Annotated in this window: 33 protein-coding genes and 1 pseudogene; 17 read left to right on the top strand and 17 right to left on the bottom strand. The window is 68.1% G+C overall.

Going from position 1 to position 26,156, the window contains the following annotated elements:
- Nucleotides 1-7: 7 nt before the first annotated feature.
- Together ABN273_RS36830 and ABN273_RS36825 are read right to left on the bottom strand one after the other, a co-directional pair.
- Nucleotides 8-385: a VOC family protein gene (locus ABN273_RS36830; RefSeq protein ID WP_349453740.1), complete on the bottom strand. Its 378-nt coding sequence runs from the start codon at nt 383-385 to the stop codon at nt 8-10.
- 160 nt (nt 386-545) lie between these two features.
- A complete protein-coding gene (locus ABN273_RS36825; protein WP_349453739.1) occupies nt 546-1,673 on the bottom strand; it encodes a S1 family peptidase in 1,128 nt (375 codons plus the stop codon).
- A 188-nt stretch (nt 1,674-1,861) separates the two neighbouring features.
- Here ABN273_RS36825 and pip point away from each other — a divergent pair, with 188 nt between their 5' ends.
- A complete protein-coding gene (gene pip, locus ABN273_RS36820; protein ID WP_349453738.1) occupies nt 1,862-2,797 on the top strand; it encodes a prolyl aminopeptidase in 936 nt (311 codons plus the stop codon).
- On the opposite strand, the gene ABN273_RS36815 is transcribed toward pip, so the two are convergent.
- Nucleotides 2,794-3,126, bottom strand: coding sequence for a winged helix-turn-helix transcriptional regulator (locus tag ABN273_RS36815; protein ID WP_349453737.1), 333 nt, complete (start codon nt 3,124-3,126; stop codon nt 2,794-2,796). The genes pip and ABN273_RS36815 overlap by 4 nt on opposite strands.
- A gap of 84 nt (nt 3,127-3,210) precedes the next feature.
- On the opposite strand from ABN273_RS36815, the gene ABN273_RS36810 reads away from it, so the two are divergent.
- From ABN273_RS36810 to ABN273_RS36800, 3 genes are read left to right on the top strand one after another with little or no spacing between them, the layout of a single operon-like run.
- Nucleotides 3,211-3,783, top strand: a complete 573-nt coding sequence (locus ABN273_RS36810) for an NADPH-dependent FMN reductase (RefSeq protein WP_349453736.1) — start codon at nt 3,211-3,213, stop codon at nt 3,781-3,783.
- A gap of 15 nt (nt 3,784-3,798) precedes the next feature.
- The gene (locus ABN273_RS36805) at nt 3,799-4,131 is read left to right on the top strand and encodes a hypothetical protein (protein ID WP_349453735.1); all 333 of its coding nucleotides are present in this window, start codon (nt 3,799-3,801) and stop codon (nt 4,129-4,131) included.
- Nucleotides 4,071-5,081 carry a TIGR04013 family B12-binding domain/radical SAM domain-containing protein gene (locus tag ABN273_RS36800; protein WP_349453734.1) on the top strand — a complete coding sequence of 337 codons (1,011 nt, stop codon included), beginning with the start codon at nt 4,071-4,073 and terminating at the stop codon, nt 5,079-5,081. Before ABN273_RS36805 ends, ABN273_RS36800 begins: the two co-directional genes overlap by 61 nt.
- Here the strand turns inward: ABN273_RS36800 and ABN273_RS36795 are convergent.
- Both ABN273_RS36795 and ABN273_RS36790 read right to left on the bottom strand, forming a co-directional pair.
- Nucleotides 5,078-5,308, bottom strand: coding sequence for a hypothetical protein (locus ABN273_RS36795; protein ID WP_349453733.1), 231 nt, complete (start codon nt 5,306-5,308; stop codon nt 5,078-5,080). The genes ABN273_RS36800 and ABN273_RS36795 overlap by 4 nt on opposite strands.
- Nucleotides 5,309-5,352: 44 nt before the next feature.
- Complete coding sequence (locus tag ABN273_RS36790) at nt 5,353-5,862, bottom strand: VOC family protein (protein ID WP_349453731.1); 510 nt, start codon at nt 5,860-5,862, stop codon at nt 5,353-5,355.
- Between the two features lie 62 nt (nt 5,863-5,924).
- Between ABN273_RS36790 and ABN273_RS36785 the strand changes: the two genes are divergently transcribed.
- From ABN273_RS36785 to xylB, 4 genes and pseudogenes are all read left to right on the top strand, one after another.
- Nucleotides 5,925-6,374 (top strand): MarR family winged helix-turn-helix transcriptional regulator, encoded by a 450-nt coding sequence (locus ABN273_RS36785; RefSeq protein WP_349453730.1) that lies wholly within the window; start codon nt 5,925-5,927, stop codon nt 6,372-6,374.
- A gap of 145 nt (nt 6,375-6,519) precedes the next feature.
- A complete protein-coding gene (locus ABN273_RS36780) occupies nt 6,520-6,708 on the top strand; it encodes a hypothetical protein (RefSeq protein ID WP_349453729.1) in 189 nt (62 codons plus the stop codon).
- A 29-nt stretch (nt 6,709-6,737) separates the two neighbouring features.
- A pseudogene (locus ABN273_RS36775) lies at nt 6,738-6,995 on the top strand (xylose isomerase); the annotation flags it as partial.
- A 92-nt stretch (nt 6,996-7,087) separates the two neighbouring features.
- Complete coding sequence (xylB, locus tag ABN273_RS36770; protein WP_349453728.1) at nt 7,088-8,491, top strand: xylulokinase; 1,404 nt, start codon at nt 7,088-7,090, stop codon at nt 8,489-8,491.
- A 74-nt stretch (nt 8,492-8,565) separates the two neighbouring features.
- Here xylB and ABN273_RS36765 read toward each other — a convergent pair whose 3' ends face one another.
- The 3 genes from ABN273_RS36765 to ABN273_RS36755 form a co-directional block, all read right to left on the bottom strand.
- The gene (locus ABN273_RS36765) at nt 8,566-8,922 is read right to left on the bottom strand and encodes a DUF4190 domain-containing protein (RefSeq protein ID WP_349453727.1); all 357 of its coding nucleotides are present in this window, start codon (nt 8,920-8,922) and stop codon (nt 8,566-8,568) included.
- A gap of 160 nt (nt 8,923-9,082) precedes the next feature.
- The gene (locus ABN273_RS36760) at nt 9,083-9,706 is read right to left on the bottom strand and encodes a sensor domain-containing protein (protein ID WP_349453863.1); all 624 of its coding nucleotides are present in this window, start codon (nt 9,704-9,706) and stop codon (nt 9,083-9,085) included.
- A 104-nt stretch (nt 9,707-9,810) separates the two neighbouring features.
- Nucleotides 9,811-10,668, bottom strand: coding sequence for an acyl-CoA thioester hydrolase/BAAT C-terminal domain-containing protein (locus ABN273_RS36755; RefSeq protein WP_349453726.1), 858 nt, complete (start codon nt 10,666-10,668; stop codon nt 9,811-9,813).
- A 145-nt stretch (nt 10,669-10,813) separates the two neighbouring features.
- On the opposite strand from ABN273_RS36755, the gene ABN273_RS36750 reads away from it, so the two are divergent.
- From ABN273_RS36750 to ABN273_RS36720, 7 genes are all read left to right on the top strand, one after another.
- Nucleotides 10,814-11,167, top strand: coding sequence for a YbaB/EbfC family nucleoid-associated protein (locus tag ABN273_RS36750; protein ID WP_349453725.1), 354 nt, complete (start codon nt 10,814-10,816; stop codon nt 11,165-11,167).
- Nucleotides 11,164-11,469 (top strand): hypothetical protein, encoded by a 306-nt coding sequence (locus tag ABN273_RS36745; protein WP_349453724.1) that lies wholly within the window; start codon nt 11,164-11,166, stop codon nt 11,467-11,469. Before ABN273_RS36750 ends, ABN273_RS36745 begins: the two co-directional genes overlap by 4 nt.
- A 38-nt stretch (nt 11,470-11,507) precedes the next feature.
- Nucleotides 11,508-12,500 carry a hypothetical protein gene (locus tag ABN273_RS36740; RefSeq protein ID WP_349453723.1) on the top strand — a complete coding sequence of 331 codons (993 nt, stop codon included), beginning with the start codon at nt 11,508-11,510 and terminating at the stop codon, nt 12,498-12,500.
- 184 nt (nt 12,501-12,684) lie between these two features.
- Nucleotides 12,685-13,026: a YbaB/EbfC family nucleoid-associated protein gene (locus ABN273_RS36735; protein WP_349453722.1), complete on the top strand. Its 342-nt coding sequence runs from the start codon at nt 12,685-12,687 to the stop codon at nt 13,024-13,026.
- Nucleotides 13,023-13,334, top strand: a complete 312-nt coding sequence (locus tag ABN273_RS36730) for a hypothetical protein (RefSeq protein WP_349453721.1) — start codon at nt 13,023-13,025, stop codon at nt 13,332-13,334. The genes ABN273_RS36735 and ABN273_RS36730 overlap by 4 nt, the downstream gene beginning before the upstream one ends.
- The gene (locus tag ABN273_RS36725; protein WP_349453720.1) at nt 13,331-14,290 is read left to right on the top strand and encodes a hypothetical protein; all 960 of its coding nucleotides are present in this window, start codon (nt 13,331-13,333) and stop codon (nt 14,288-14,290) included. The genes ABN273_RS36730 and ABN273_RS36725 overlap by 4 nt, the downstream gene beginning before the upstream one ends.
- An 846-nt stretch (nt 14,291-15,136) precedes the next feature.
- Complete coding sequence (locus ABN273_RS36720; protein ID WP_349453719.1) at nt 15,137-16,207, top strand: NBR1-Ig-like domain-containing protein; 1,071 nt, start codon at nt 15,137-15,139, stop codon at nt 16,205-16,207.
- Nucleotides 16,208-16,261: 54 nt separating this feature from the next.
- Here the strand turns inward: ABN273_RS36720 and ABN273_RS36715 are convergent, their stop codons facing one another.
- The 5 genes from ABN273_RS36715 to ABN273_RS36695 form a co-directional block, all read right to left on the bottom strand.
- Nucleotides 16,262-17,209 (bottom strand): SpoIID/LytB domain-containing protein, encoded by a 948-nt coding sequence (locus tag ABN273_RS36715; RefSeq protein ID WP_349453718.1) that lies wholly within the window; start codon nt 17,207-17,209, stop codon nt 16,262-16,264.
- 36 nt (nt 17,210-17,245) lie between these two features.
- Entirely contained in the window at nt 17,246-18,136 is an 891-nt protein-coding gene (locus ABN273_RS36710) for a peptidase inhibitor family I36 protein (protein WP_349453717.1), read from the bottom strand.
- Nucleotides 18,137-18,205: 69 nt separating this feature from the next.
- Nucleotides 18,206-19,021, bottom strand: a complete 816-nt coding sequence (locus ABN273_RS36705; protein WP_349453716.1) for a peptidoglycan-binding domain-containing protein — start codon at nt 19,019-19,021, stop codon at nt 18,206-18,208.
- A gap of 560 nt (nt 19,022-19,581) precedes the next feature.
- Nucleotides 19,582-20,226 (bottom strand): response regulator, encoded by a 645-nt coding sequence (locus tag ABN273_RS36700; protein WP_349453715.1) that lies wholly within the window; start codon nt 20,224-20,226, stop codon nt 19,582-19,584.
- Nucleotides 20,223-21,350: a sensor histidine kinase gene (locus ABN273_RS36695; RefSeq protein WP_349453714.1), complete on the bottom strand. Its 1,128-nt coding sequence runs from the start codon at nt 21,348-21,350 to the stop codon at nt 20,223-20,225. Before ABN273_RS36695 ends, ABN273_RS36700 begins: the two co-directional genes overlap by 4 nt.
- Nucleotides 21,351-21,462: 112 nt before the next feature.
- On the opposite strand from ABN273_RS36695, the gene lgt reads away from it, so the two are divergent.
- Nucleotides 21,463-22,281 carry a prolipoprotein diacylglyceryl transferase gene (lgt, locus tag ABN273_RS36690; RefSeq protein ID WP_349453713.1) on the top strand — a complete coding sequence of 273 codons (819 nt, stop codon included), beginning with the start codon at nt 21,463-21,465 and terminating at the stop codon, nt 22,279-22,281.
- A 793-nt stretch (nt 22,282-23,074) separates the two neighbouring features.
- Nucleotides 23,075-23,404 carry a carboxymuconolactone decarboxylase family protein gene (locus ABN273_RS36685; RefSeq protein WP_349453712.1) on the top strand — a complete coding sequence of 110 codons (330 nt, stop codon included), beginning with the start codon at nt 23,075-23,077 and terminating at the stop codon, nt 23,402-23,404.
- A gap of 33 nt (nt 23,405-23,437) precedes the next feature.
- Here ABN273_RS36685 and ABN273_RS36680 read toward each other — a convergent pair whose 3' ends face one another.
- From ABN273_RS36680 to ABN273_RS36665, 4 genes are all read right to left on the bottom strand, one after another.
- Entirely contained in the window at nt 23,438-23,848 is a 411-nt protein-coding gene (locus ABN273_RS36680; RefSeq protein ID WP_349453711.1) for a hypothetical protein, read from the bottom strand.
- A gap of 419 nt (nt 23,849-24,267) precedes the next feature.
- Nucleotides 24,268-25,218 carry a hypothetical protein gene (locus ABN273_RS36675; RefSeq protein WP_349453710.1) on the bottom strand — a complete coding sequence of 317 codons (951 nt, stop codon included), beginning with the start codon at nt 25,216-25,218 and terminating at the stop codon, nt 24,268-24,270.
- Nucleotides 25,215-25,667: an RNA polymerase sigma factor gene (locus ABN273_RS36670; RefSeq protein WP_349453862.1), complete on the bottom strand. Its 453-nt coding sequence runs from the start codon at nt 25,665-25,667 to the stop codon at nt 25,215-25,217. Before ABN273_RS36670 ends, ABN273_RS36675 begins: the two co-directional genes overlap by 4 nt.
- Before the next feature lie 271 nt (nt 25,668-25,938).
- Nucleotides 25,939-26,156 (bottom strand): hypothetical protein (locus ABN273_RS36665; RefSeq protein ID WP_349453709.1); only part of this gene is annotated, 218 nt, incomplete at its 5' end.

Here is a 26,156-nt window from a genome sequence, read left to right as displayed (position 1 = left end):
GATCGCCTCACATGGCCGCGAGGTGGGCCTCGCTGAGCTGGATGATCTGCACGTAGTTGCCGTCCGGGTCGATCGCGGTGGCGAACAGGCTGCCGTCACGGTCCTCGAGCGGTGCCAGCCACGACGCGCCCGCCTGCTCCATGCGGGCCGCGACGGCGCGGGCGTCGGCCACGTGGAAGTTCAGTATCGCTCTGCCGGGCTCCGGATTCTTGTCGCTCACGTCCTCCCGCGTGTCGATGAACAGGAAGAACTCGCCGAACTTGAGCACCCCGTACTGCTGGATGTCGGTGTTCTCCTCGGGGTCCAGCGCGGTCACGTACCAGGTGCGCAGGCGCTCCGGGTTGGTGCTGGCGAGCAGCATGCCGCCGACGACGGGTCGCTTCATCGCGAACTCCTCACTGGTGGGTCCGAATCTCTTCGACAGGGGCAGACCAGGCGAGGCGCGAAAAGTCATCGGTGATCCGGGCAAAAAACAGCCGCGCCGCGTGCCCGGGTCGGCCGAGGCACGCGGCGCGGGGTTTCGGTCAGCGGAGCCGACAGGGGGCTCAGCCGGTGCGGAGCGTGAGGCCGTACACGCTCAAGATCTCATTGACGGGCTGGTGGTACGTCGTGCCGCCGACGGTGCAGTTGCCCGAGCCGCCCGAGGTCACGCCCTGGGCCTGGCTGCCCGAGATGAACGAGCCGCCCGAGTCGCCCGGCTGGGCGCACGCGCTGGTGCGGGTCAGGCCGGTGACGGTGCCCTGCGGGTAGGTGACGGTGGCGTTGTGCTGCTGGATGGTGCCGCAGCGCCAGCCGGTGGTCGAACCGGAGCGGCAGATGGACGAGCCGACCGCGGCCTGGGTGGAGCCGCGGACGATCACCCTCGAGCCGCCCGAGCCGCGTACCCACGGCTGCGGGGTGTTGCCGGGGGCGGCGACCCAGGCGTAGTCGTTGCCCGGGAAGGACGAGCCCTGGAAGGTGCCCGTCGGGTTGGTGGTCCGGCTTCCGGCCCGGCCGCAGTGCCCGGCGGTGACGAAGCCGGGGGTGCTGCCCCTGGTGACGGAGAAGCCGACGCTGCAGCGGCTGGAGCCGATGTAGTACGGGGCGCCGCCGATGATGTCGATGAACGGCGTGGGCCGCTCGGCCGTCGCCGACACGCCGACCGCGTTACGGTCCACGCCCGCGGCCGTGGCCAGGGCCTCCGCGGCCTCCACCGTGGGCGCCTGGATGGCGACGGTGTTGGTCTTCACGTCCACGTACCAGAGCGCGGCCGCGGCCTTGGCGCGCCTCGGGGCCTGGTCGACCTGCTGCATGATCCCGTTGAGCTGGGCGAGCGACCGCGCGACCACGACCGGCTGCGCGCCGTGCGACTCGATGGTGGCCGTGGTGCCGGCGTCGGTGGTGGCGACCAGGAGCTTGGAGGCGTCGTCGTTCAGCCAGGAGCCGCCGTACGACGCGCCGAGCTGGGCCGACAGCTTGGCGTCCGTGGCCGCGGCGCGTTCCTCGTTGGCCAGCCGGGTGAGCACCTGCTGCTCGGAGAGGCCGAGGTCCCGTTCCAACGCGTCGATCACCGAGGGCGGCGGGGTTGGGGAGGCGGATTGAGGTGCCGGGTCAGCTGCTGCGGGGCTGAGGGGGGTGGCCAGGCAGGCGGCGAGGATGGCGCCGCCAACCAGCGCACAGCGCTTACTCAACATGTGCACTCCTCGGGTGGGGGTGCTGTCAAGCTAACGTTTGCTACGGCTCCTGCCAGCATGCCAAAGCGCCTCTATTTCGGTATTATGGGGGCTTTTCGGGCATGGGTTCGAATCGGGTTCTGCCGCCTTAACCCGGAGCGATCATGACGGCTAATGTAACAGCACTGTCAGATCGGAAGGGTGGACATATGAATCCGTACGACAAGGGGATGCTGGACCTCGGCGACGGCAACCTCGTGTACTGGGAGGTGGCGGGCAATCCCGCGGGCAAGCCGGCCGTGGTCGTGCACGGCGGGCCCGGCTCAGGGGCGGGACGGGGCTGGTATCGGAACTTCGACCTCGACGCGTACCTGGTGGTGCTCTTCGACCAGCGTGGATGCGGCAGGAGCAGGCCGAACGTCAGCGACTGGGCGGTGGGCCTCGAAGCCAACACCACGCATCACCTGGTCGCGGACATGGAGCTGCTGCGGGAGCACCTCGGGATCGGCAAGTGGATGGTGTTCGGCGGATCGTGGGGGGCGACGCTGGGGCTCGCGTACGCCGTACGACACCCGGACCGGGTCTCCGAGGTCGTGCTGTTCGGGGTCGGCACCACCACCAGGCGCGAGGTGGAGTGGATCACCCGTGAGATGGGGCGGATCTTCCCCGAGGAGTGGGAGCGGTTCAGGGACGGCGTGCCCGAGCAGGACAGGGACGGGAACCTGGCCGACGCGTACGCCAGGCTGATGAAGCATCCGGATCTCGCGGTGCGCGAGAAGGCGGCCGTCGACTGGTGCGAGTGGGAGGACCGGCACGTGCGACTGCTTCCGGGGCTCGAGCCGGACCCGAGCTACGAGGACCGGGACTTCCGCGTGACGTTCGCGCGCCTGGTCACCCACTACTGGCGGCACGCCGCCTGGCTGGGGGACGACGAGCTGCTGCGGGGCGTGGCGGGGCTGGGCCACGTACCCGGGGTGCTGGTGCACGGGCGGCTGGACGTGAGCACGGCGCTGGAGACCGCGTGGCAGCTGTCACGGGCGTGGCCCGGCTGCGAGTTGATCGTGCTCGAGGACGGAGGCCACGGTCCAGGGCTGTCCGACACGCTCGCGGCCGTGACCGACAGGATGGCCGAGCGGACTTGCTAGGCGGACTTGGCCTCCGGCAGCGGGATCCACTTGTGCGCCCACGTCACCAGCTCGTCCAGCACGGGCCGCAGCTCCTGCCCCATCTCGGTCAGGTGGTATTCGACCCGCACGGGTGACGTGGCCAGCACGCGGCGCTCGATGAGCCCGGCGGTCTCCAGCTCGCGCAGCCGCCGGGCCAGCATCGTGTCGTTGATGCCGGGGATGGCCGACTTGAGGTCGGCGTAGCGGTGGGCGCCCTTGAAGATCATGTGGATCACCGCTCCCGACCACCGGGCGCCGATCAGTTCCAGAGCGATGTGAAAGCGGGTGCACACCGAGTTCAGGCTCACACTGAAGATCCTAGCATTTGCTCAGAAATGTAAAGCTACTCAATAATGTTGAGCAAGCGTCTCACTGAGCACAGGAGTTGAAAGATGAGCAAGCCCGTCCTGCAGATCATCGTCGCCAGCACACGTCCGGGTCGCGCGGGTCGTCCCATCGCCGACTGGTTCCACGGCAAGGCCGTGGACTCGGGGCTCTTCGAGGTGGAGCTGATCGACCTGGCCGAGGTCGGGCTCCCGTTCCTGGACGAGCCCAACCACCCCAGGCTCAGGCAGTACGTGAACGCCCACACCAAGGAGTGGAGCGCCACCGTCGACCGGGGCGACGCTTTCGTGTTCGTGACCCCCGAGTACAACCACAGCTTCAACGCCGTGCTGAAGAACGCGCTCGACTACCTGCACCATGAGTGGCAGCACAAGCCGGCCGGTTTCGTCAGCTACGGAGGGGTCTCCGGCGGCACCCGCGCCACGAACAGCCTGCGCCAGGTCACCAGCACGCTGCGGATGATCCCGGTGCTCGAGGCGGTGAACATCCCGTTCTACACGCAGTTCCTCGGCGAGGACGGCAAGGTGCACCCCAACGACATCATGGAATCCGCGGCCGACGAGATGCTCGCCGAGCTGGCCAGGCTGGCCGGCGCGCTGCGCCCGATACGTCAGGGCTGAGCTACGCTGCGGGGCGTGGCGCTGGCTGTGAGTGTGGTGGTCCGATACCGCAAGGCGGTGACGTACGGCGTGCACGCGCTGCTCGCCGCCCTGGAGACCGCGGGGGTCGAGCACGAGCTGAGACTCGGCACGACTCCCGAGGAGACCGCCGAGCACATCAGGGCCAGCGAGGCCGACCGGGTGCTCGTGCTGTGGTCGTTCTACTCGCCGGACGCCGAGGCCATGGCCGCCGAGCTGGCCACGGTCAGGTCGCTGAGCGGTGACCGCGGGCTGCACATAGCGGGGGCGTGCACGCCACGGCCGAGCCGCAGCAGGTCATCGACGCGGGCTGGGACCTGGCGGGGATAGGTGAGGGCGAGTCCACGATCATCTCCCTCGTCCGCGCTCTCCAGCAGAACGAGCCGCTCACCTCGGTCCCGGGGCTGGCGGTCAAGGACGGTGACGGCGTCGCCCTGCGCACCAGGCCGGCGCCGCAGCTCCCGCTCGACGCGTACCCCTCGTTCCTGGGCAGGAAGGGGCCGATCGAGATCACCCGCGGCTGCCGGTACACATGCCGTTTCTGCCAGACGCCGTTCATGTTCGGCGGGCAGTTCCGCCACCGCTCGGTCGCCAGCGTGCGCGAGCACGTGCGCGGGATGGTCGACAGGGGCCTGCGCGACATCCGCTTCATCACACCGACCTCGCTCTCGTACGGCTCCCCCGGGCCCGATCCCGACCTCGGCAAGGTGGAGGAGCTGCTGGCCGGGGTCAAGGAGGAGCTGCCGCCGAACGGCCGGGTGTTCTTCGGGAGCTTTCCTTCAGAGGTACGCCCGGAGCACGTCACACCGGAGGCCATGCGCCTGCTCAAGCGCTACGTAGCCAACGACAACCTGATCATCGGCGCCCAGTCGGGCTCCGACAAGGTGCTGGCCGCCTCCGGGCGCGGCCACGACACCTCGCCGGTGCGCGACGCCGTCAGGATCGCGGTCGAGCACGGCTTCCGGCCGAACGTCGACTTCATCTTCGGCATGCCCGGCGAGACCGAGGATGACCAGGCTGCTTCCGTCAGGCTCGCCTCAGACCTGGCCGAGCTGGGCGCCCGCATCCACACCCACACGTTCATGCCGCTGCCCGGCACGCCGTGGCGGGACGCCGAGCCCGCGTTCATCCCGCTGGCGACCATGAGCGAGCTCGACCGGCTGGCACAGCGCGGCGACGCCTACGGGCACTGGCGCAAGCAGGCCGAACACGCCGTACGACTGGCCGAGACGGCCAAGGCGTACCCGCGTCGGGCGCGGCGGCGCCGCGCCACCGGCTAGTCGTCCTCGTCAAAGGTGTGCAGCACCCGCTCGAACGCGTCACTGACGGGCCGCAACGCCTGCGCGAAGGCGTTGACCAGCGGACCGAAGATCTCCGTCATCTCGGTCATGAAATCGGGACTCTTGCTCTCGGGAGGCGCCCAGCGCATGGCGTCCGCGCTCAGCGTCTCCCATTCGTCGACGACGCCGTCGATGGCGTCGAGCACATGATCAGGATCGGTTGGCATGACCGTTCTCCGTGGAAGAAGGGCCGTATACCACCCACGGTACTTCAGGCCGGGATCGAGACCCCCACTCCGCCACGGGTCTGCCCGCCGAACCTCTCCTTGTCGGCGCTCAGGTCGAGCGGACGGACGCCGGCGCGCGAGGCGAGGATCTCCTCGGTGAGCAGCGAGGCCGGCACCAGCCACGACACCTCGAACTCCAGCCCGTCCGGGTCCTTGGCGTACAGCGCCTTCGTCGTGCTGTGATCGGAGGCGCCCACCAGTGCGCCCAGCTCGGCCAGTTTGGCCGCGACGCGCTCCAGCTCGTCGAGGGTGTCGACCTCCCAGGCCAGGTGGTAGAGGCCGACGGACGTGCGCCCGGCCGGCGAGGGGGCCGCGTTCGCGCCGATCTCGAACAGGCCCAGGTCGTGGTCGTTCGTCGAACCGGGAGCCTGCAGGAAGGCCGCGCCCCGCATGCCCATCACCACCTCGAAGCCGAGGGCCTCGCGGTAGAAGGCGACGCTGCGTTCCACGTCACGGACGTAAAGGACCGCGTGGTTGAGTCGCTGGACAGGCATGGCTTTCCCCTTTCTGCCGAGTCCCGCGGTCAAGTATATGAGAGTTCAACTAAATTGGCCGCATGACGAGATGGCTGGATGCGGACGAACAGCACACCTGGCGGAACTTCCTGGCGGCGACCCAGCTCATCAACGAGGCCCTCGACCGCCAGCTCCAGCGGGACGCGGGCATGCCGCACACGTACTACATGATCCTCGTGGCGCTCTCCGAGGCGCCCGGACGCTCGATGCGGATGAGTGAGCTGGCAGCCAGGGCGCAGAGCTCCCAGAGCCGTCTCTCGCACGCCGTCGCCCGCCTGGAGGAGCGCGGGTGGGTCAACCGCGAGCGCTGCCCCTCCGACCGGCGCGGCAATTTCGCCGTGCTCACGGACGACGGGTTCGCCGCGCTGGCCGCCGCCGCGCCGGGGCATGTGGAGGAGGTACGTCGGAGCCTGTTCGACGTGCTGACGCCCGAGCAGGTACGCCGGCTCGACGAGATCTGCGTCGCGGTCCGCGAGACGCTGGAGGGGTGATCCGCGCGCCGTACAGGGCACGCGCGTCGTACGGGACACGCGGGAGGGTGATCCGCGCGTCGTGCGGAACACGCGGGGGGCCGAAGCGAGAAAGTGTCGGGCCGAGGCCGTACCGTTCTCCGGGTACCCGACGAAGGAGAGGCCGATGCACGACACCGAAGAGGCGCTGTTCAGGGCGGTCCACGGCATTGCCGGGCGGTTCGCCGGCCAGCCCGTGCCCGTGGTGATGGAGGCGCTGCTGCGCCACCTGCCCAAGGCGCCCGGCCTCGAGGTGGCGGAGATCCGCAAGATCGCCGAGGAGATCAGCGTCGGGCGCGACCCCTCGGGCTTGTGAACTGCTGATCGTCAGGGGAGCATCGAGACATGTACGAGCCAACCCCTGAAGATCGATTCACGTTCGGTCTGTGGACGGTCGGCTGGCAGGCGCGCGATCCGTTCGGGGACGCCGCCCGGGCGCCCCTCGATCCCGTCGAGAGCGTGCATCGGCTGGCCGAGCTGGGGGCCTACGGCGTCACATTCCACGACGACGACATGCTCGCCGTCGAGCCCAATCGCGACCGGGCGATCGCGGCCTTCAGGAAAGCGCTTGCCGAGACCGGGCTGAACGTGCCCATGGCCACGGACGACTTCGATCCGGAGGTGGCCGCCGCGCGCGGATACCATTTCACGCATCTCAACCAGCTTGCGCTGGAGCACTTGTTAGGAGTTCGTGGGTGACGCTGGTCGCTGGGGTCGATTCCTCGACGCAAAGTTGCAAGGTCGTCATTCGTGACGCGAAGACGGGCGCGCTGGTGCGGCAGGGCCGCGCGCCGCATCCCGACGGCACGGAGGTGCATCCGTCGCACTGGTGGGCCGCGCTGTTGCGGGCCCTCGAGGAGGCCGGCGGGCTGGCTGATGTGGCGGCCGTCAGCGTGGGTGGGCAGCAGCACGGCATGGTCTGCCTGGACGAGTCCGGAAATGTCGTACGCGATGCCCTGCTGTGGAACGACACCCGCTCCGCCCAGGCCGCCACCGACCTGATCGCGGAGCTGGGCGGGCCGGAGGCCTGGGCCACGGCCGTCGGGTCGGTGCCCGTCGCCTCGTTCACGGTGACCAAGCTGCGCTGGCTGGCCGAGCACGAGCCGGACAACGCCGCCCGTACCGCCGCGGTCTGCCTGCCGCACGACTGGCTCACGTGGCGCCTGGCCGGCGCGCTCGCCTCGGGGACCTTCTCCCCCGACGCTCCCACGCCGCCGATCGACCAGCTCACCACGGACCGGGGGGACGCCTCGGGGACGGGCTACTGGTCACCGGTGACGGGGACGTACCGCACGGACCTGCTGAAGCTGGCGTTCGGGGCGGTCCCGCGGCTCCCCCGGGTGCTGGGCCCGGCGGACGCGGCCTTCGAGGGAGGCACGGTCCTGATCGCTCCGGGGACGGGCGACAACATGGCCGCCGCACTCGGGGTGGGCGCCCGGCCGGGTGACGTCGTGGTGTCGCTGGGCACCTCCGGCACGGTGTTCGCGGTCGCGGAGTCCCCCAGCGCCGACCCCACCGGCGCGGTGGCCGGCTTCGCCGACGCCACGGGCCGCTTCCTTCCCCTTGTGTGCACGCTCAACGCCGCCCGCGTCATGGACGCCGCCGCCCGCATCGCCGGGGTCGGCCTCGACGAGCTGAGCGATCTGGCCCTCCAGGCGCCACCGGGGGCAGGCGGTCTGACGCTCGTTCCGTACCTCGAGGGCGAGCGCACCCCCAACCGCCCCACCGCGACGGGCTCCATCCACGGGCTGACCCTGGCCACCTCGACCCCCGCCCACCTGGCACGCGCGGCCATCGAGGGCATGCTGTGCGGCCTCGCCGACGCTCTCGACGCGCTGCGCATGAAGCCTGAGCGGGTGCTGCTGATCGGCGGCGCCGCCCGTTCGGAGGCGGTCCGCCGCATCGCCCCCACGATCTTCGGCGTCCCGATCACGGTGCCGCCACCGGCCGAGTACGTCGCCAACGGCGCCGCCCACCAGGCCGCCACGCTCGTCACTTCGCCGGACTGGCGGTCGGAGCAGACGGAGACGTACGAGGGGGACGCCGTTCCGGAGATCCGCCACCGCTACGCCCGCGCCACCACCCGCATCTTCGACTGAGCCTGTGCCGCGGCCCGGCCGCTGACCGGCGGTCGGGCCGAAGCCGGAGCAGTCATGCGGCATCGAGCGCAGCATTACGGGTTCATCAGCGACTCCAACCACGAGAAAAAGGCGTTGACCCATTCGGCGAGCCACTGAGGACCGGCGCTGACGATGACAACCGCCGAGACGATGAACGCCGGGATGACGACGACGTAACCGAGGATGAGCCCGGCCACCGCCATGCCATGCCCAGGCCTGATGCCGCGCTTGGTCTTCCGGGCGGCCACGTGCCCCAGGACGATGGCCACGATGGACGGGATGCCGAACAGGCACCAGCTGCCCAAGAGCCCGATGATCCCGAAGATGAGGCTCGCGACGGCGACACCCGACGTGGGCTGCGGAGGCATGTGCTGATGGCGCTGATCGCCGTCCCCATAGGGAACGTGCATGTCCTGCTCCATCCCTGAAGGAATGTCAGTCGCCACAATCCCTCATCGCACTCTGGCGATCAAGAGCAAAACCGTTAGAAGACGGCGTCGGTCTACGGGCGATCGGACGTCGCAACGGCCTATTGATTCCTGCGCCGGAATGCGGCGGAGGGGTGCATCGTCAGGCAGCCAGCAACGCAGGTTCCTGTTCCGGGGTCGCGGCAGGCTTCTCCGGGAGATAGGCGGCGCGGGTGAGCAGCACCTGCGCCACGCTCGCCTTGAGCAGGGCGGCAATCCGGACCACCGGCACCAGGGTCAGGGCGAACAGGGCGCCCACCGCCGTGGTGACGACCACGAACATCGTGGGGGTGTCGGGCAGCCCCAGCCACTGCAGCCCTTCGCCGGCGCCGGGGATCCGGGCGATGGCCCAGCCGTAGATGGGGAAGGTCAAGCCGGCGACGGCTCCGGCCCACCACACGGCGGTGAGGACGAAGGCGGCCAGCGAGAACGGCAGCGCGATGATCCCGTACAGCAGGTCCATCCATGCCTGTCCGCTGGTCAGCGGGTTCATCGCGCGGCGGAACCAGCCCGCGCCCTCAGGGGCGGGCGCGTACGACGGGCGGGCGACCGGATGGCCGAGCACACCGGGCAGGGCGACGCGTTCGAGATCGGCGAGGTGGCGCGATGCGGCGGCGGTCGCGGCGAGCACGGGCAGGCCGACGAAGGCGACGGCGCTGCCGAGGCCCGCCGAGACGCCGGCGACGGTGGTGGTGAAGGAGGCGACGGCCAGCGGGAGGCCGAGCAGCGTGTAGCGGGTGTCGGTGGCGAGACGGCGCTGGAGTGCTCCTGGAAACCGTTGCAGCCCGTCGAGGGAGCCGACAGAGTGAGGGCCGCCGGCTGCCGATCCTGTCAGCCGCGAAGCAGATTGAGGATGTGCGGCCAGGCCGCGGCTCCGAGCTCGGCGTCGGCGACAGCGTCACCGCCGTAAAGAAAACGCGGCGACGCGGCCGCAGGGCCTTCCCCTGGCAGACGCGGACGATGCCCGGCTTCGGCCAGGCTGATCAGCCGAGCTGTACGACCAGCGGTGCGGCGACGGGCGACAAGTCGCTCAGCGAACGGGAGGGAAGGCCACATCTCATCGTCCCCTCCTGCCACCAGCAGCACGTCAGCCCTGCTCTCCTCGACAGGGATCTCGGCGGTGCGCACCATGTCGGCGAACGTCCGTTCGCTGCGCTCGTACCAGCCGCGAATAGCCACCGGACCGTTCGCCGGTTCAGCAGCGGTCCAGTCATCGTCGTATGGGACGAACGGCAGCGGCTGTCCCTTCCATGTCCAGGACGACCGGTAAGGGCGCTGCTGCCCATCTCGCCCCGGGCCGACATTCCCCCACACCACCGAGGTAGGCGATATCGCCACGACGCCGTCAACCCGCGGGTCACGGATGGAGGTGAGCAGGGCGGCCTCCGCCCCCTTGGACGCCCCCAGCAGGCAGATGCGGCACACTCCGGTGGATTCGAGCAGATCGATGGCGGAGACGAAGGTCTCCAGAGGAATCTCGCAGATGCCCGGTGACTGTCCGGGACCGCCGAACCATCGAATCGACATCGCGGTCATCCCCTGCCGGGCGAGGAGACGAGCCCTGTCCCGTTCGACACGACCGCTCGACCCCGCCAGAACAAGGACGCCTGTGTGACTGAGAGGGCGTGGAGTGATGAAGACGCCTTCCCACGGCTCGGTCAGTTCCCGCTCATCCATGTTCACCCCCACGGCACCGCACTCTACTGGGGCGCGCGCCACCGGCCGGCGGGCCTGCCCTCGCTCGCCCGGTATCGCCAACACGAGGTGAAATCCGCCTGAACGCCAATGATCTTGGCTGGACGGACCTCAGGTCGCATCCCTAGCCTGGGAGACCATGGATTTTCTGCATGAATTCGTGGCGTTGCGGGAATCCGCCACGGCCGCGAATGGGCTCGTAAGCGTAGAAGTGGACGGCACCTCCGACCTCACCGAGTTGAAGCTCGACCCGCGGGCCCTGCGGCTACCCGCGACCGAGCTGGCCGAGGCGATCAAGGAGGCATTCGGCCGCGCCCGCGAAGCGGCCCAGGAAAGGGCCACCCAGGCCATGCCCGAGGTGCTGAAGCAGGACCCGCTGGAGCTGAACGACCTGATTGAAAAGGTCAAGGCCGACACTCAAGCGGACATGAACGAGCTCCTCTCCACCGTCAACGGGCTCACCTTGCGCCTGGATCGCTTGATGCAGCAATGAGCGAGAAGTTCGACGGAATCCAGGTGGCCTTCGGCTCCCGGGTCCGTACCGCCGAAGGCTTGACCGAAGTCGCCGACCGCCTTGTGCAGGCAGTCACCCTCGCGATGCCGGGTGTGGCTCGATGCGTCGGCACACGTGACGAGCTGAGCGATGAGTTCGACGCCGAGTGCGCCGGTCTCACCGATCAGCTGGGGCAGCACTTCGAGAGCGTTGTCACCCAGCTGCGCGGCATGGCGGCCAAGCACGTGGTCTCGGAACACACCTACGTCCAGGCCGAACACGCCAACGGAGGAGCATCGTGAGCGGGGAACTACCCGAGAGCCTACGTTGGGTCCACAGCTTGATCGCTGACGTGGCGCCGTTAGGGAGCCATGGCGACGACCTCAACCGCCTCCAGGGGGCCTCGTCCTCTCTGGACGTCGCCACCGAGGCCAAGAATGGCCAGACCGGCACGAACGAGGCAGTCTCCCATGTTCGCACGGCGGGCAACCTGAGCGACGACATGACGGCCTCCGAGGACCACGTGCGAGTCGCCCAGGCCGAGGCGGACAAAGGCGGCGTGGCTGCCGCGGTGTCCGGCACGGCCACGATGCTCCTGGTCGTCTTGAAGGTGGTCTGGAGACTGTACGTCATCGCCGCCCTGATCTCCCTGCTGATCGCGATCGCCCGCTACTTCGCCTTCGGCCCTGCGGTGGGTTCGGTGGGAACCAGGTCGTACATCGCGTATCTGAGAGAGAAGATGCGAACGGCGCTCGCCGGCATCAAAAAGAACATCCGCCACAACCCAGTCGCCGCGTTGAAACACGCGAAAGCCTTGCTCAGTGCCGGCGCGAGAAGAAACGTGGGAACGGTCACGTACATCACGGGCTTGGCCAGCATCCCCGCCTTCGTCACGGCGGGGCTCGCTGTCCCTTGGGACAACAATGAGGAAGCCCGCGACCTCACCGAGCAATCGCTGAGGCAGACGGAGGAAGGCCGCGCAGCACTCGCCTACGCCAGGGACCACAACATCACCGTGACCTACAGGAACGGGCTCAGCTCGGATGACCTGAGGTCCAGGTACTATCCCAACACCAACATGCTCATCCTCGGCGCGGAGGGCTTCGGCAGCTGGGAGCGCCCGCACGATCTCGCCGAGGACTTCATCCGCCACATCGATGTGGCCAAGGGGAACGACGGCCGTTTCACCGAAGATGAGCAATCGCGGGACGCGGCATGGTATCGCCTTCACTACGCACGGCCCGACGCCGACACCTACGATGGCCGCGGAATCAATCCGGACAAGTTCAACTGGCCATACGCCCAGATCAACCAGCTGTTCGATTTCAGCTGACCACTTCGCAGACGTTCACGTTCGCGACCTTCGCCCATGATCGTTGACGAGATGCGCAGGCCGGTCGGCGCTCCCGCGGCGGCAAGACGGATGCTCCGCCGGGAGAGCGGTCGTGCCTGACGAGCGCCCGGCCAGGATGCTATATATGAAATGCCATAAAGGTCACAGCTGTTGAGGCGGGCACATGGCTTCCGAAGGCGAGGATCTCCGTGGTTTCGGGGAGGCGGCACGCGGGCTGGTGGGCGCCACGGTCGGCGCCGACGGCCTGCTCGAGCGCGTGCGCATCGCCCCGCGGGCGCTCCGGCTCGATTCCCACGAACTGGAGGAGCAGGTGCTGGCCGCCGTGCGGGCCGCGCAACAGGACCGGCTCGCGCGAGTCGGGGAGCCAGCCGACGACCTGCCAGCCGCCCTCGCGCCAGAGACCATGGCGAAGCGGCTTGACGAGTTCGAGGCCGAGGCACTGGGCCGTTTCTCCCAGGTGAACGCCTCGCTCGACGAGCTACTGCGGCGACTGGAGGGACCGTGAGCGAGATCCCGGACATAGTGCACGACAACGATGGGCGGGCCAGGTCCGGGCGCGCGGTGCAGGCGCTGGTCGACGAGCACGAGGAGTTCAACCGGTCGCTGGGCGCCGCCGCGGCCGCCGCCGCGCTGCTGCCGTACGTCGGGGTGGCGCTGGAGGCGCTGCTGCGGAACATGCTGGAGGAGTCCGAGGACCTGCACGGTCGCACCCGCCTGGCGGCCGACGGGCAGATCGTGATGGCCAGTGGCAACGCCGCCACCGAGCTTGCCGTCATCCAGCACGCCGAGGCCGTGCGCCCGATGCAGGCATGAGCGACGACCCGCTGGTCGCGATGGGCGCGCCGCTCCTGCCGGTCGAACGGCCGCGCGACGTACCGGCCGGCGACCATCTCACGCTGCTGGCGCGGGGCGCGGGCTTCCACCGCGACCGGGAGGCCGAGCTGGCGGTCGCCCAGCGGCCCGCCCGCGAGGAGGCCGGCCCGGCGGCGCAGGCGTTCGACGCGCACGCGGCAGGCACCGCCGCGCGAGCCGCCGACCTGGGCCGGCGGATGGATATCGCGCACGGCGGAGTCGAGGCGGCGGCGCTGGTCGCGGCGGCGGGCGGGGCGGCCTACCTGTTCTACGCCGCTTACGCCGGCATCGCCCGCCAGGTCGCCCCCCAGTCGGTGCCCGCCGTGCAGTCCGCCGCCCTGCGCACCGACGGCCAGATGCAGCTGGCCATGCGCAAGATCGTCGACGCGCTCGGCCGTCTGAAGAAGCATCCGCCACGGTCGGGCGGGGCGGGCGGCGGGCCGACCCCCGAGAACATCGTCCGGCTGCACCTCGGCGCGGTGCGCGGCACGCTGGAGACCGCGCAGCGCGCTGCCAATGAGGCACGCAGGACGCTGGAGGTGAACCACGTCCGCATAACGGACAAGATCGTCGCCATGCGGCTCCGCCACCCGCTCGACTTGAACGACTACACCGTCCGCTACACCGGCGACTGGAACCGGCATCCCTTTCTGTCGCCCGCCGACCGGGAGGCCATGGTGGCCGCCCGCAACAGCCTGCGCGAGCAAACCGAGCTGGTCGGCCACGCGGGAGAGCGGCTCGGGTTGGCCCGCCGCCAGATCGACGACACTCTGGCCGTGACGCGCCGCGAGGAGGCCGCGGGCTTCCACCAGTTCCGGTTCGAGGCCGACGGCCTGGCCGGGGAACACGAGCGGCTGAGCGAGCGCCTGCGGGTGCTCGCACAGCGCTACGACGGCCGGGGAGACGCTCCCGGCTAGGCGGGCGAGGTGGTCGGGTCGTTCAGGAAATCCTCGGTCACTCACAACTGACCACGACCAAGCGCTACACCCACATCACAGCGACACTTTCAACAGAGGCAGCAGCTCGCATGGGCCGCGCACTCTGGGGCCAACTGCGACTGGAAACGCAACCGGGCGGGCTTTCGGATCATGAAGATCGGGGAGTCCGCCCAGGTCATTGATAGCAGGGTGCCCGGGACTCGAACCCGGAACCTATGGATTAAAAGCCGACAGAAATTATGCCGAACCCTGCCGCACCATATTTTGATCTATCGCTCTGTCGGCAAATGTCGGTATCCAGAATGTCCAAGGATGTCGCCCGGCGGTATGCCGAATCAGGTGCCGATGCGGGGTTCCTTGGCCGTTCCTATTCGCATTAGATTTACGAGCTGCTGTCCTCGCACCCCGGAGAAGGGTTTGATCAGGCACTCGACCCATGCCGTTCGCCGCCGGCCCGAGCAGCTCCGCTGCATACTGTCCCGTCCCGGTCACGGCCCCCGGGCAAATCGCCGACCTGAACACACGCCGCCGAGACCGGCTCGACTAAAGGCGTTGCGGTCAATGTGGTGTCCCGGCTGTTGTAGCGCTCCGACTCCTCGGCGTAATCATCTTATGTCCATCATTATCGGGTGGGGCAGAGGTCCGGGTGGCTTATCGCGTCTCCTTCGTCGCGTTCGGCCAGGATAAGGGCCTGTTCGGCCTGGTGCGCGGCCGCTTCCAGTCGCAGCGGGGATGAGCCGGCCTTTTTCACGTTCATCTCGCCTGGCTTCGCGCAGATTCCGGTTGGAGTTGAGTGAAGACCGTGGGTGCTGTTACCTTCGCACGGTGGACGACAGGCGTGCACGGGCGGAGATAATCGAGAATTTCGCGACTACCCTGCGAGAACTGCGCAACGCGGTCGGTAATCCACCTTTCCGGGAGATGTCCGGCCGGTCGGGGGCGATTTCCCACACGACGTTGCACGAAGCCACGAAGGGTAACCGGCTCCCGAGTTGGGAGACCACCGTCGAGTTCGTCAAGGCGTGCAACGCGGACCCGGCCGCGTACCGCGAACTCTGGGAGAGAGCGAACAGGGCGGTCAGATCGGCGAGCGCCGGGAATCCCGCAATGCGCGTGGACACCTCGGTGGACCGTCCGTCTGGTGGACTCGCAGCCTCCACCACAGGCGCCGCGGAGCTTCGTGCCGTGCACCTCGCCAGCGGGTCGCAAGCGCCCCGGTCGGCTGGCGAGACCTCGGCATTCGTGCATACGCCGCCGCCACCGTCCGACGAGCTCGCGGGCGACGTCCAGCCTCCGCTCCCTGCGCCGGGGAGCAGCGGGCGATTACGGCTGACCCGCCCGGCCGCGTTCGTGGCGGCGGCTGTCATCATGGGGGCAGCGGCCCTCGTCGTGGCCGCCGTCAATCGCGGCTCCACGCCCGACGGAGACAGCCTGAACCCGACCGGCAGCCCATCGACTGCCGCGCCGTCGATTGCCGCGCCGTCCCCAGCCGATTGCCCAGTACGTTCGACCAACCCGCCTTGGGCCCCGCCGTTGCACAAGGGTGATGCGGCCGTGTTCATTAAGGATGTCACGCTTGCCGACTGCACGCGCGTCGGTCCCGGCAAGACCATGACCAAGGTGTGGCGGCTCAAGAACGCCGGGGCCGTGCCATGGAAGGGATATTCGCTGCGTCGCCTCGACCTCACACAGCAAGCTGATCAATGCCAGACCATCCCCGACGTGCCGATCAAGGACACGCAACCTGGCGAGACAGTCGACATCCGGACCGTCATCACCACGCCCAAGAAGCCGGGCTTGTGCTACGTGCGATTCAAGATGGTGGACGCTTCTGGAGCGGTCGTGTTCCCCGGAAGCCGGCCGATCAACTTCCAGATCATCGTCGATGGACGCTAGTTCCCCGCCGTGCGTGACACGGCGGGGAACCAGGGTCGGACGGTCTCAGGGAGGTCAGGGGCTGAGAACGATCCCCGTGTAGTAGTGCTTGAGGATCCTGGAGTAGCTCCAGCCCGCTCTGGCCTTATCGCGAGAGCCGTTCTGCGACATCCAGTCGCCGGCGACCCAATTGCCGCACGCCGTCGTCGTAGCGCAGTATTGAGCTCGGAAGATCTTCCCGTTGCGAGTCAGCCGGGTGCCCCAAGTCGCGTCCACCGCGGCGCTCGTCACCGCCTTCGCGGAGCCGGGCTTGTACACCTGACTCGACGTGTGGTCGTAGACGTCGAAGCACTGGCCGCTCGCCGTCTTGCGGTTGGAGTGCAGCGCCCAGTACCAGCCGAAGTTCTTCACGGCCACCGCCCCGGCCTTGAGGGACTCGCTCGGCCAGCTCGACACCCACTCGTTGGGCAGGACGTTCTTGACGTAGGTCTTGAACTCCACCCGCTCCACGCGATCGAGGGACTTCCGGTACACGAGGATCGTCGTGGGCAGCTTGGTGTCCGTACCGTCGGTCTTGCACCCGGTCGGCGGTGCGGAGCTCAGGAACTGGTGCGAGGCGTTCTGGTTCTTGAGGGTGGGGTTCAGGTTGCCTTTGGCGCCTGGGGCGAAGTCCTGGTAGGTGCCGGTGTGGCCGCTGTTGTAGTAGACGCGGACGGTCTTGCTGCTGCGGTTCCAGACGGAGGCGGCGGCGTTCTTGATGCATTTGCCCTTGCCGTCGCCGGGGCCCTTGAAGTCGTAGCAGGAGGGCTGCGTGGTGGCGTAGTCGTCGATCGATCCGGTGAAGTCGGAGACCGATCCTTGGTTGTTGCTGTTGAAGTAGTAGCAGAACTCGCCGGTCTGGCAGATGCCGTCGCGGTTCGCGGCCGAGGCGGGCGAAGCAGTGGCGAGGACCGTCCCGCCGAGCGCCATCGCGGCGGTCGCCGCGGCGAGCCGCGAGATCAGCCGGACAGTTCGTAAAGGCACAGTTGTCTTCCTCTTCTTGTCAGTGGCCGCGAAGCGTTATCGAATGCTGTAGCCCTGGGAGGTCCAGAACGAGGTCGGGTTCGGGTTGTCCAGGTGCGGGTCGCCGACGCTCTTGGCCGCACGCGTGTACCGTCCGGGGCGCATCTCGACGTGGGTGTGTGCGGATGAACGGCTCGACACTCCACGCCACGACTCGGTGGCGATGACCTGGCCGCGTCTGACCTGCTGGCCCACGCGCAAGGAGGACAGCGGAGCGGAGTGCAGGTAGATCACCGTCTTGTTTAATGTGGCGTTGTAGATGGCGATCGTGGAGAGTCCCGCCCTGCCGGTGTATCCGCGTGCAACGTTGATGACCTGGCCCGCCACCAGGGCGTGAACATTCGCGCCCACGCCGCGGGCGATGTCGATGCCTTCGTGCCGGCCGGAGGTGGAGGTGTAACCGTCGAAGCCACAGGTGATCCTGCCGCTGGCCGTGTAGAGGGAGAACGACATGTTGCTGCGCGCCGATGATGACGGGCTGAACTGGTGCGAGGCGTTCTGGTTCTTGAGGGTGGGGTTCAGGTTGCCTTTGGCGCCTGGGGCGAAGTCCTGGTAGGTGCCGGTGTGGCCGCTGTTGTAGTAGACGCGGACGGTCTTGCTGCTGCGGTTCCAGACGGAGGCGGCGGCGTTCTTGATGCATTTGCCCTTGCCGTCGCCGGGGCCCTTGAAGTCGTAGCAGGAGGGCTGCGTGGTGGCGTAGTCGTCGATCGATCCGGTGAAGTCGGAGACCGATCCTTGGTTGTTGCTGTTGAAGTAGTAGCAGAACTCGCCGGTCTGGCAGATGCCGTCGCGGTTCGCGGCCGAGGCGGGCGAAGCAGTGGCGAGGACCGTCCCGCCGAGCGCCATCGTGGCGGTCGCCGCGGTGAGGATCCTGGTGAGCGTTCTCATGCTGTTCTCCTTCTTTTGCGGAGCCTGGGTTTCGGACTTTTTGCGGAGCCTGGGTTTCGGATGGATGAGTCAGCGGCGCTGGTACTCCTCCCAGGTGCGGATGGTCACCTTCGGGCCGTCGTCCGGGCCACGGCCGGCGAGTCCGTTCAGGCCGAGGTAGTAGTCACCGATCTGGTGCTGGGCCGGGCTGGAGAGGCTTGTGTCGCTGATGGCAGCGGCGTGGATGTGCCACGGCCAGTCGTCTTGCTGGGGGCTACGCAGCCATGCGGCGAAGCCGACAAGGCGCAACGCGCGGACGACCGCTTTGCGGGTGGCGGAATTCATCCCCTTTACCGAGATGTCGACGACGCCGCCGCCGTCGTGGGTGCCCGCGGACGTGGGGTCGCCGCCGGGGTTGTACGAACCCTGATCCAGCTTGAGGTCGCGGCCGAGCAGCCGCTTGGCCTCCGCCAGCATGCTTCGCGTGCGGGCGTTGATGACGAAACCGCCGGTGGACACCCGGGTGCCCGGGTCGATGATGTCGGTGACCTTGAAGCGGCCGGTACCGAGCCTGGTGAGCGACGTCTTGCCCGGCAGGCCGTTGGCGTCGAGACCACTGAGGCCGAGCGACTTCTGGTAGTTCGCGTAGGCGGCGACCGTGGTGGTGCCGAAGTAACCGTCCACCCACTTCGCGTCGAGAAAGCGTCGGTCACGCAGCGCCTGCTCAACGAGGAGCACGCTGGCCTTGGCGCCCGGGGTCAGCGTGCTGTCGGGCCGCCGCGGGTCGATCTGGGCCGCCTTGACCGCGGCTTCCATATTCAGGCTGGGAAGGGCCTCAGCGTCAGCCTTCTGTGCCGCCGACGCCTCGGACACTCCAGTCAGCGAAGCGAACAGGACGGCCGCCATGAGGGCAGCGGCGCATGAGGGCAGCTTCATCGTTACTCCTGGTTCAGGGGCTGTGGCGATTCCTGTGTGGCGGAATCCAACGTTTCTGTTCGCCCACGTGTCCGGTAGAAGATCGGTGTTGTCAGCCTGTTCGACAGGCTCCTCCGTACGGGCGTACGCGCCGTTTGACAGGTGATCCGATGGCGAGAAACGCCAGCTCAAACCGAGTTATGAGGCGGTACATGGGCTGGCGTTCGTCCGAGATGCCCCACAGATGCGTGAGGCGGCCACTTACGAGGGCGGCTCGGTTCCCGAACGCTCCGCGAACGGCCGGCGGGTCCCGTTGCCGCCCGATGTGGGGCTTGCGTAACTGAGACCGATATGGCCGCACTGCAGCAGGCCGACGACTTGCGGGCTCAACTGGCTGCGGTCGGGAACCGGCTGCGGAGTCCGGCCATCAGGAGCGGCTGCGGCGGCTGGTGGCCGACGACCGGCTCCGACACGAAGGGAACGGGCTTTGCGCGAGCGCCGGCCGCTCAGCTCATGGCTACGCACAACTCAGCGAGCACGAAAGACCTCTGCTAGCCGCCGAGGCGGATGATCCCCCGCGTGGCCGCCACGGTCACGGCGGCGGTGCGGTCGTCGACGTCGAGCTTGGCGAAGATGTGCAGCAGGTGGGTCTTGACCGTGGCCTCGCTGATGCACAGGTGGGCGGCAATGGCCTTGTTGCTCATCCCCTGGGCGACCGCGCCCAGGACCTCGATCTCCCGGCCGCTGAGGGCGCCGGGCGCGTCGGCGCGCGCCCACGACAACACCCGGGTCGCTATCGCCGGCGACAGGGCGCTCTCCCCTCGGGCCGCCGCCCTGATGGCGTCGAACAGCTGCTCACGGTGGGTGTCCTTGAGCAGGTAACCGATCGCTCCGGCGTCGATGGCACGGGAGATGTCGCTGTCGGTGTCATAGGTGGTCAGGACGATCACCCTGGCGTCAGGGTCGTGCTCGCGGATCCGGCTGATCGCTGTCGCGCCGTTGAGCTCGGGCATCTGCAGGTCCATCAGCGTGACATCCGGCCGCAGGTCACGCGCCAGCCGTACCGCGTCCGAGCCTGAGACCGCCTCGCCGACCACCTCCAGATCGTCCTGGGTGCCGAGCATCGCCCGGATGCCGTCACGGACCACCGGGTGGTCGTCGGCGATCAGGACCCGGATCGCGCCCCGCGCGGTCATCGCGCCACCACCGGGAGGCTGGCCACGATCGTGGTGCCCTCCCCGGACGCGCTTTCCACGAGGAGCGTGCCGCCGAGCTGCTCCATCCGCTCAAGCATGATCTGTAGGCCGTGGCCGGCGGTGGCCCGCTCGGGATCGAAACCGTCGCCGTCGTCGTGGACATCCAGCACGACCAGGTCCTCCATGTACGACAGGGTCAGGGTGACCTGCTCGGCGTGGGCGTGGCGGCGGGCGTTGGCGACCGCCTCCTGCGCCACCCGCAGCAGTTCCACCTGGATGTGCGCGTCCAGGGGCCGCAGCGCCCCGGTGATCACGGTATGTGCGTCGATGCCGGTCTCGTCGGACAGCCGGCCCGACAGCCGCCGCAGCGCCTCCGGCAGGCCGCCGTCGTCGAGCTCGCCGGGCCGCAGCGCCCGCACCACGCGGCGGCTTTCCGCGAGGTTCTCCCTGGCCGCCCGCAACGCCTGGGTCAGGTGCCGGTCGTCCGGCAACCGCTCCTGCGCCGCCTCCAGCAGCATCACCACGCTGGCGAACCCCTGGGTCAGGCTGTCGTGGATGTCGCGAGCCAGCCGCTGCCGCTCGGCGGCCACGCCCGCCTGCCGTTCGGCCGCCGCCCGCGCCTCCTGAGCGGCCTGCAATTGGTCGATCAGCTCCTTGCGCTCGGCGCTCTGCCGGGCCACCGAATAGAAGTACCCGACCGAGGTGGCCGCGCTGATCGCGATCAGCGCGGTGATGACGATCTCGGTCCAGGTGAACGACCCGCCTTCGTGGTAACTGTGCCACAACCAGCCCCCGGCGCACGACAGCACCGCGACCAGCCCAATGCGCACGGCGTCCATGCAGTACGGCACGAGCACACTCAGGCAGACCACCATGAAGGACGAGTCGATCGCGAACAGCCCCAGCCAGAGCAGCCCGCCGCCGACCATGTACGGCAGGGGCACTTCACCCGCGGGAGGCGTGCGCAGCACGAACCACACCGCATACCAGGCGGCCAGCCCGGCCACGAGCGCCACCGGCAGGACCTGACCCACCTCCATCAGCGGCCCGGCCGAGGTCAGCACCAGCCACGAGACGAAGAAGGCGTGCTGCCACCGGCGCCGGGACCGCTCCCAGGACTCCACAGCACAGACGATAATCAGCCACCCGCCGGTCCGGCATCAACCAGTCGACTGACCCGGTGATCGGTGTCCCGCTCGATGTGCGCGCAGCCGCACCGGAGCAAGACTCGACGGCGTGACAGCCATCCCCAGTCCGTCTCAAGCCGTCTGGTACCTAGGCCCGCTGCCCATCCGCGCCTACTCCCTGCTCATGGTGCTCGCCGTCGCCGTCGGCATCTGGGTCACCCAACGCCGCTGGACGGCCCGGGGCGGCGAGCGTGGCGTAGTAGGGGACATCGCCACATGGGCCGTGCCGTTCGGCCTGGTCGGTGCGCGGATCTACCACCTGGCCACCGACTGGCAGCAGTACTTCGGTCCCGGCAAGGACCCCCTGCGCGCCTTCGCGATCTGGGAGGGCGGGATCAGCATCTGGGGCGCCGTCGCCGGCGGCGCGCTGGGCACGTGGCTGGCCTGCCGCCGGCGCGGCATTCCGCTGCGCGACTTCGCCGACGCCGTCGCGCCCGGGATCGCTCTCGGGCAGGCGATCGCCCGCTGGGGCAATTGGTTCAACCAGGAGTTGTACGGCAGACCGACCACCCTGCCCTGGGCGCTCGAGATCGACCCCGCCCACCGACCGCCGGGCATGGAATCCACGGCCACCTACCACCCGGCCTTCCTTTACGAGTCGCTGTGGAACCTGGGTGTGGCCGGACTCGTCCTCTGGGCCGAGCGGCGCTTCCGGCTGGACCGTGGCCGGACGTTCGCCCTGTACGCCGCGGCCTACACCACCGGCCGCGCCTGGATCGAGTGGCTGCGCGTGGACCCCGCCCCTCTCATCCTGGGGCTGCGCTTCAACGTCTGGACCGCGCTGCTGGTCTTCGCGGCGGCGGTCGCCTACCTGACCGCCACCCGGCAGACGCCGACCACTGACCCCCGGCCTGCGGGACGAGGTTGACCGGGCTCTCGGCGCCCGCCGCCCAGAGTCCAACGGGTCAGTCACAACCGCGCTTACCCACCTTGGCGACCCGATCTCGGGCTTCAGTCGGCGCCTGACGAGGCGATTCGACGTATGGCGGCTGACTATCTCGCTCGCGAGGAGATCGAGGATCTCCCGGACATCAACCTGTTCGTCGCCAACTTCCGCGATATGGGGATGCATCGGGAGAAGCGCGAGGGCTCGTAGGATGCGAGACCCGAGCACTCTGCACGTGAGAACGGCCTGCAGAAACGAACAGGCCCCTTGGCGCATCTTGACGTCTAGGTTGGAAGATTTCGGGCCGCATTGCTCTGAGCTGCTGAGCCGCAGGTCAGTGGCTTTGCGGTGGTCGCCATGAGTCCCCGTGATTCCCCGTTGCTGTCTGGTCGGCGCGGTGCTGGCCGAACAGGCCGGCGAATAGGTCGAAGCCCGCCGCTACATGGGCCTGGACATCCTCCCAAGCCCGCGTCCGGGTGACCCGCCATCGACACACCAGCCCAGAAGCCACTCCCGTGGATACTTACCGCTTAACCTGCAGAAACAGGATCACGCGGAGATCGATTCATACGCCACGTCCGTGGACGTGACCTCGACACCTCGGCGCTGCTGCACGATAAGCATCCCTGATAGCCCCTACAGAAATCATCGTTGGTGGTGAACCTGATCGGCAGAGCAGAATGCCCACATGTCTAGTTCCACAGGCCCTCAGGCCGACACCACCCGTCATCCCCGCGAACATCTGACTGTGACGCCTTCTCCAGAAGCTTTCCGCATGGCCAGAGCCGACGGGAATGAGCGCCTGCGCAGCAGCGGGTCGCTGTTCGAATCCTTCTTCTCGTTGGACGGAGCAGCGTACGCGCCCGGCGCCCTGCCCGTCTCGGTCAAGGAGCTGCTCGGCCTCGTGGTGTCCGTGATGAAGGACTGCGAGGAATGCGTCTACTACCACCTCGAACGATGTGACGAAGAGCGGGTGGCTCGTGAACAGGTGCTTGAGGCGCTGCAGATCGCCCTTGTAGGAGGCGGGTCGGTCACCATTCCGCTCCTTCGCCGAGCCGTCTCCTTCATGGAGGAACTTCCGACCCTTGGCGAAGGGAGAGCGTGAGTTAAGTGCATGTGGAAGCGGAGATGTCGGGCCTCATTTGGCGAGTCGCGTAGCAAATGAGGGCTGCAGGACGCGCATGTCGAACGGGGACTGGCGTCTCAAGATGAGCCGTACAAGAACTGCGGAGCTGGGCCGCCACGCAGCGGGCCGATACTTGATCGTCGGTGCACCGGCCATGTACACGCCGCCTACCTGTTTCTCGACCAGGAAGTCGCCCGGCATGGAAGGCTGCTTGTCGAGCCAGGTCGTGATGTCCTGCACCGCGCGGTCGGCCTCGCGCTCGATCTGGTCGAGCTGGGCCGTGGCCTCCTCGCAGAGCTTCTCGGCCAGCTTCTCCCGGTGCTCGACGGGAAGCCGCTCAACCCCGACTACGTCTCCCGCCACTTCATCACCCTGTACGGCCGCGCCAAGCTGCCGCCCGTCAGGTTCCACGACCTCCGCCACGGCGCGGCCACAATGCTGCACGCGGTGGACGGCTAGCAGCCGGAATCCTCCGACAGGAACATGTGCCACCCCCAGATGGCTGGGCCAAGACCTTCACCGACCCTCGCCTCTGCGCCGCCATCGTTGATCGGTTGACGTTCGGCGGCAATATCCTCGAGACCGGCAACCCAGTCCTACCGACTCGCACAGACCAAGGCACGAGCCGAAGCGCACGTTGGCTGCGGACCGGGTCCAGTGAAGACACGGGTAACGCCGACCATGGATGGATCTTGAAGACGCCGGCCTGAGCAGACGGCAGATCGCACGTACACCCGAGCATAGGCCCGACTTCACCAACTTGATCTTGTGGCCGTACCTCAGCTGGACCTGCCGTCTGCCTCAAGGCCGACTGCGCGCCCAGGCGTTTCAGGCACCCACGATCAGTTCAGACCGGTGAGATCGTACGCGACGTCGGCCACTCTGATCGCGCGGACCTGGGGGTCATCGATCAGAGCGCGGAGGTCGCCGACGCGGGCGTGCTGGGTGACATAGGCGTACGCCATGCCATCAGCGGCCGACTCGCGCAGCAGCTTCAGTCCGAGTCCGAACTTCTCCAGGTTGACTGCGTCATGATCGCGTAGGCCTCCGACCCAGCGACGAAACCCGGCCAACCCGTTCTGGGGTAGTTCGCCGGAGGCGAGCTGCGGGGCGTCGCCTTGTGGCGCGTCGACCAGTGGAGTGTCCAAGCGCCAGCTGATCGGGGTCCCGCCGATCCGCCCGTCGTAGATCGCCATCTCCGGTGGAACATCTCCGTGTCGCTGGACGAACGCCGAGAACTCGCTCTCCCCCAACGGCTTGGCGAAATCGACCACCGCCAGGGCGTACATCGACTCGGGCAGCCGGTCCAAGATCCTCTTAGTGTCCGCCTTGCTCGGCGGGGCATCCGTGCCGACCGAGTCGAGCGCCGTGAACAGGGGCGTCTCCTTGATGAAACCCGGAGGCGGCCATTCGACCCGCCCGAACTGGTTCTGGCTGATGGTGAAGACGGCGCCGCCGGAGAACTCATTCGACGAGGAGTATCCCCCGGCCCGGAGCGGGGTGAGCCGCACGGTGAAGGAGAGTGAGAACGCGGTGGTGTCGCAGCATCGCATGGCGTCGCTCCTGTAGCCGGGGTTGGCGACCTCTAGGGCCGTGCCGAGCACGTTCAGCATGCGGTCGTCCCGGTCGCCGCGCCGCTGGATCCACTGGGCTCCCAGGTTGAGCAGCAACACGACCACGAGCAACATCACGGCGGCAGTGAGGGCGGTGCGCAGCACCCCCCGCCGTACAGCTCGTCTCGTCCTTCCTGCGTCGAAGTCCGGAATCGCGGGGATGTCTTCCTGTTCGGTCATCGGTGTCCTCCATAGATTTCGGCGAAGGCGGCGCGGGCACGCCACAGGGCGGTTTTGACCGACGAGACGGAGCGGCTGGTCATTGCGGCCACCTCCGCCAGGGAGAACCCGTCGAAGTAGACGAGCGTGAGCAGCTGGCGCTGCCGCTCCGGCATGCGGTCCAGCACGTCGCGGACCGCGATGGCGTCCTCGGCGAGCTCGGGGATGCCCAGAGCGTCGGGCGAGGGCAGCGGGAGGGAGATCCGGCTGCGCCGTGCGTGGTCGAGGAGGACGTTGCGGGCGATGGCGAGCAGCCACGCGGCCGGGGACTCGCCGCGCCAGCCGAGCATCGCACGAGTGGCCTTGACGAACGTCTCCTGAGCAAGATCTTCGGCGAGGTGCGGGTCACGGGTCCGGCGCATGAGATATCCGCAGACCAGATGCCAGTGTTCGCGATAGAGCTGCTCGATACGGCTGCCGATGGCGTCCTCCGCGAACGGGATGTCGTCTTCACACCATCACAGACGAAGCCATCCGCCCCATGGTCACATCCGAATTCGTACCGCTGCACAGTTCGGCAGCTCAAGATGACTTATGGCCGGCATTACCCGGATCTCGGCTGGACCCGAAGACCATCCTGCGCCCGCTTCCGCGTGATCCCGGCGGAGCGGGCGCTGTCATTTCTCACCAACATTTCGCCCCAGGTTGATCTTCAACTGCTGTCAGAACTCAGGATCTGGCTCAATGTCCGTGAAGCGGTGACGATATGTGATCGCGTCGCTGGGGCAGGCGATAGTCAGGTTGATCGCGATTTCGTAACTCGATACACAGTAGAGCGGCCGCGTCGTCATGATCCGGTTCATCCCGGAACTGATCATCACGAGCGGCCGCGAGGTCATTGTGCAGCATGCCCAGGCAGGCGAGGAAGCCTGTTGCGTTCTTCTGTTGTTCCCGCATCT

The organism is Nonomuraea sp. B19D2, assembly GCF_040137845.1.
Lineage (GTDB): Bacteria > Actinomycetota > Actinomycetes > Streptosporangiales > Streptosporangiaceae > Nonomuraea.
The sequence above is the reverse complement of the archived record's forward strand: the minus strand, read 5'-3'. Positions and strand labels throughout refer to the sequence as shown.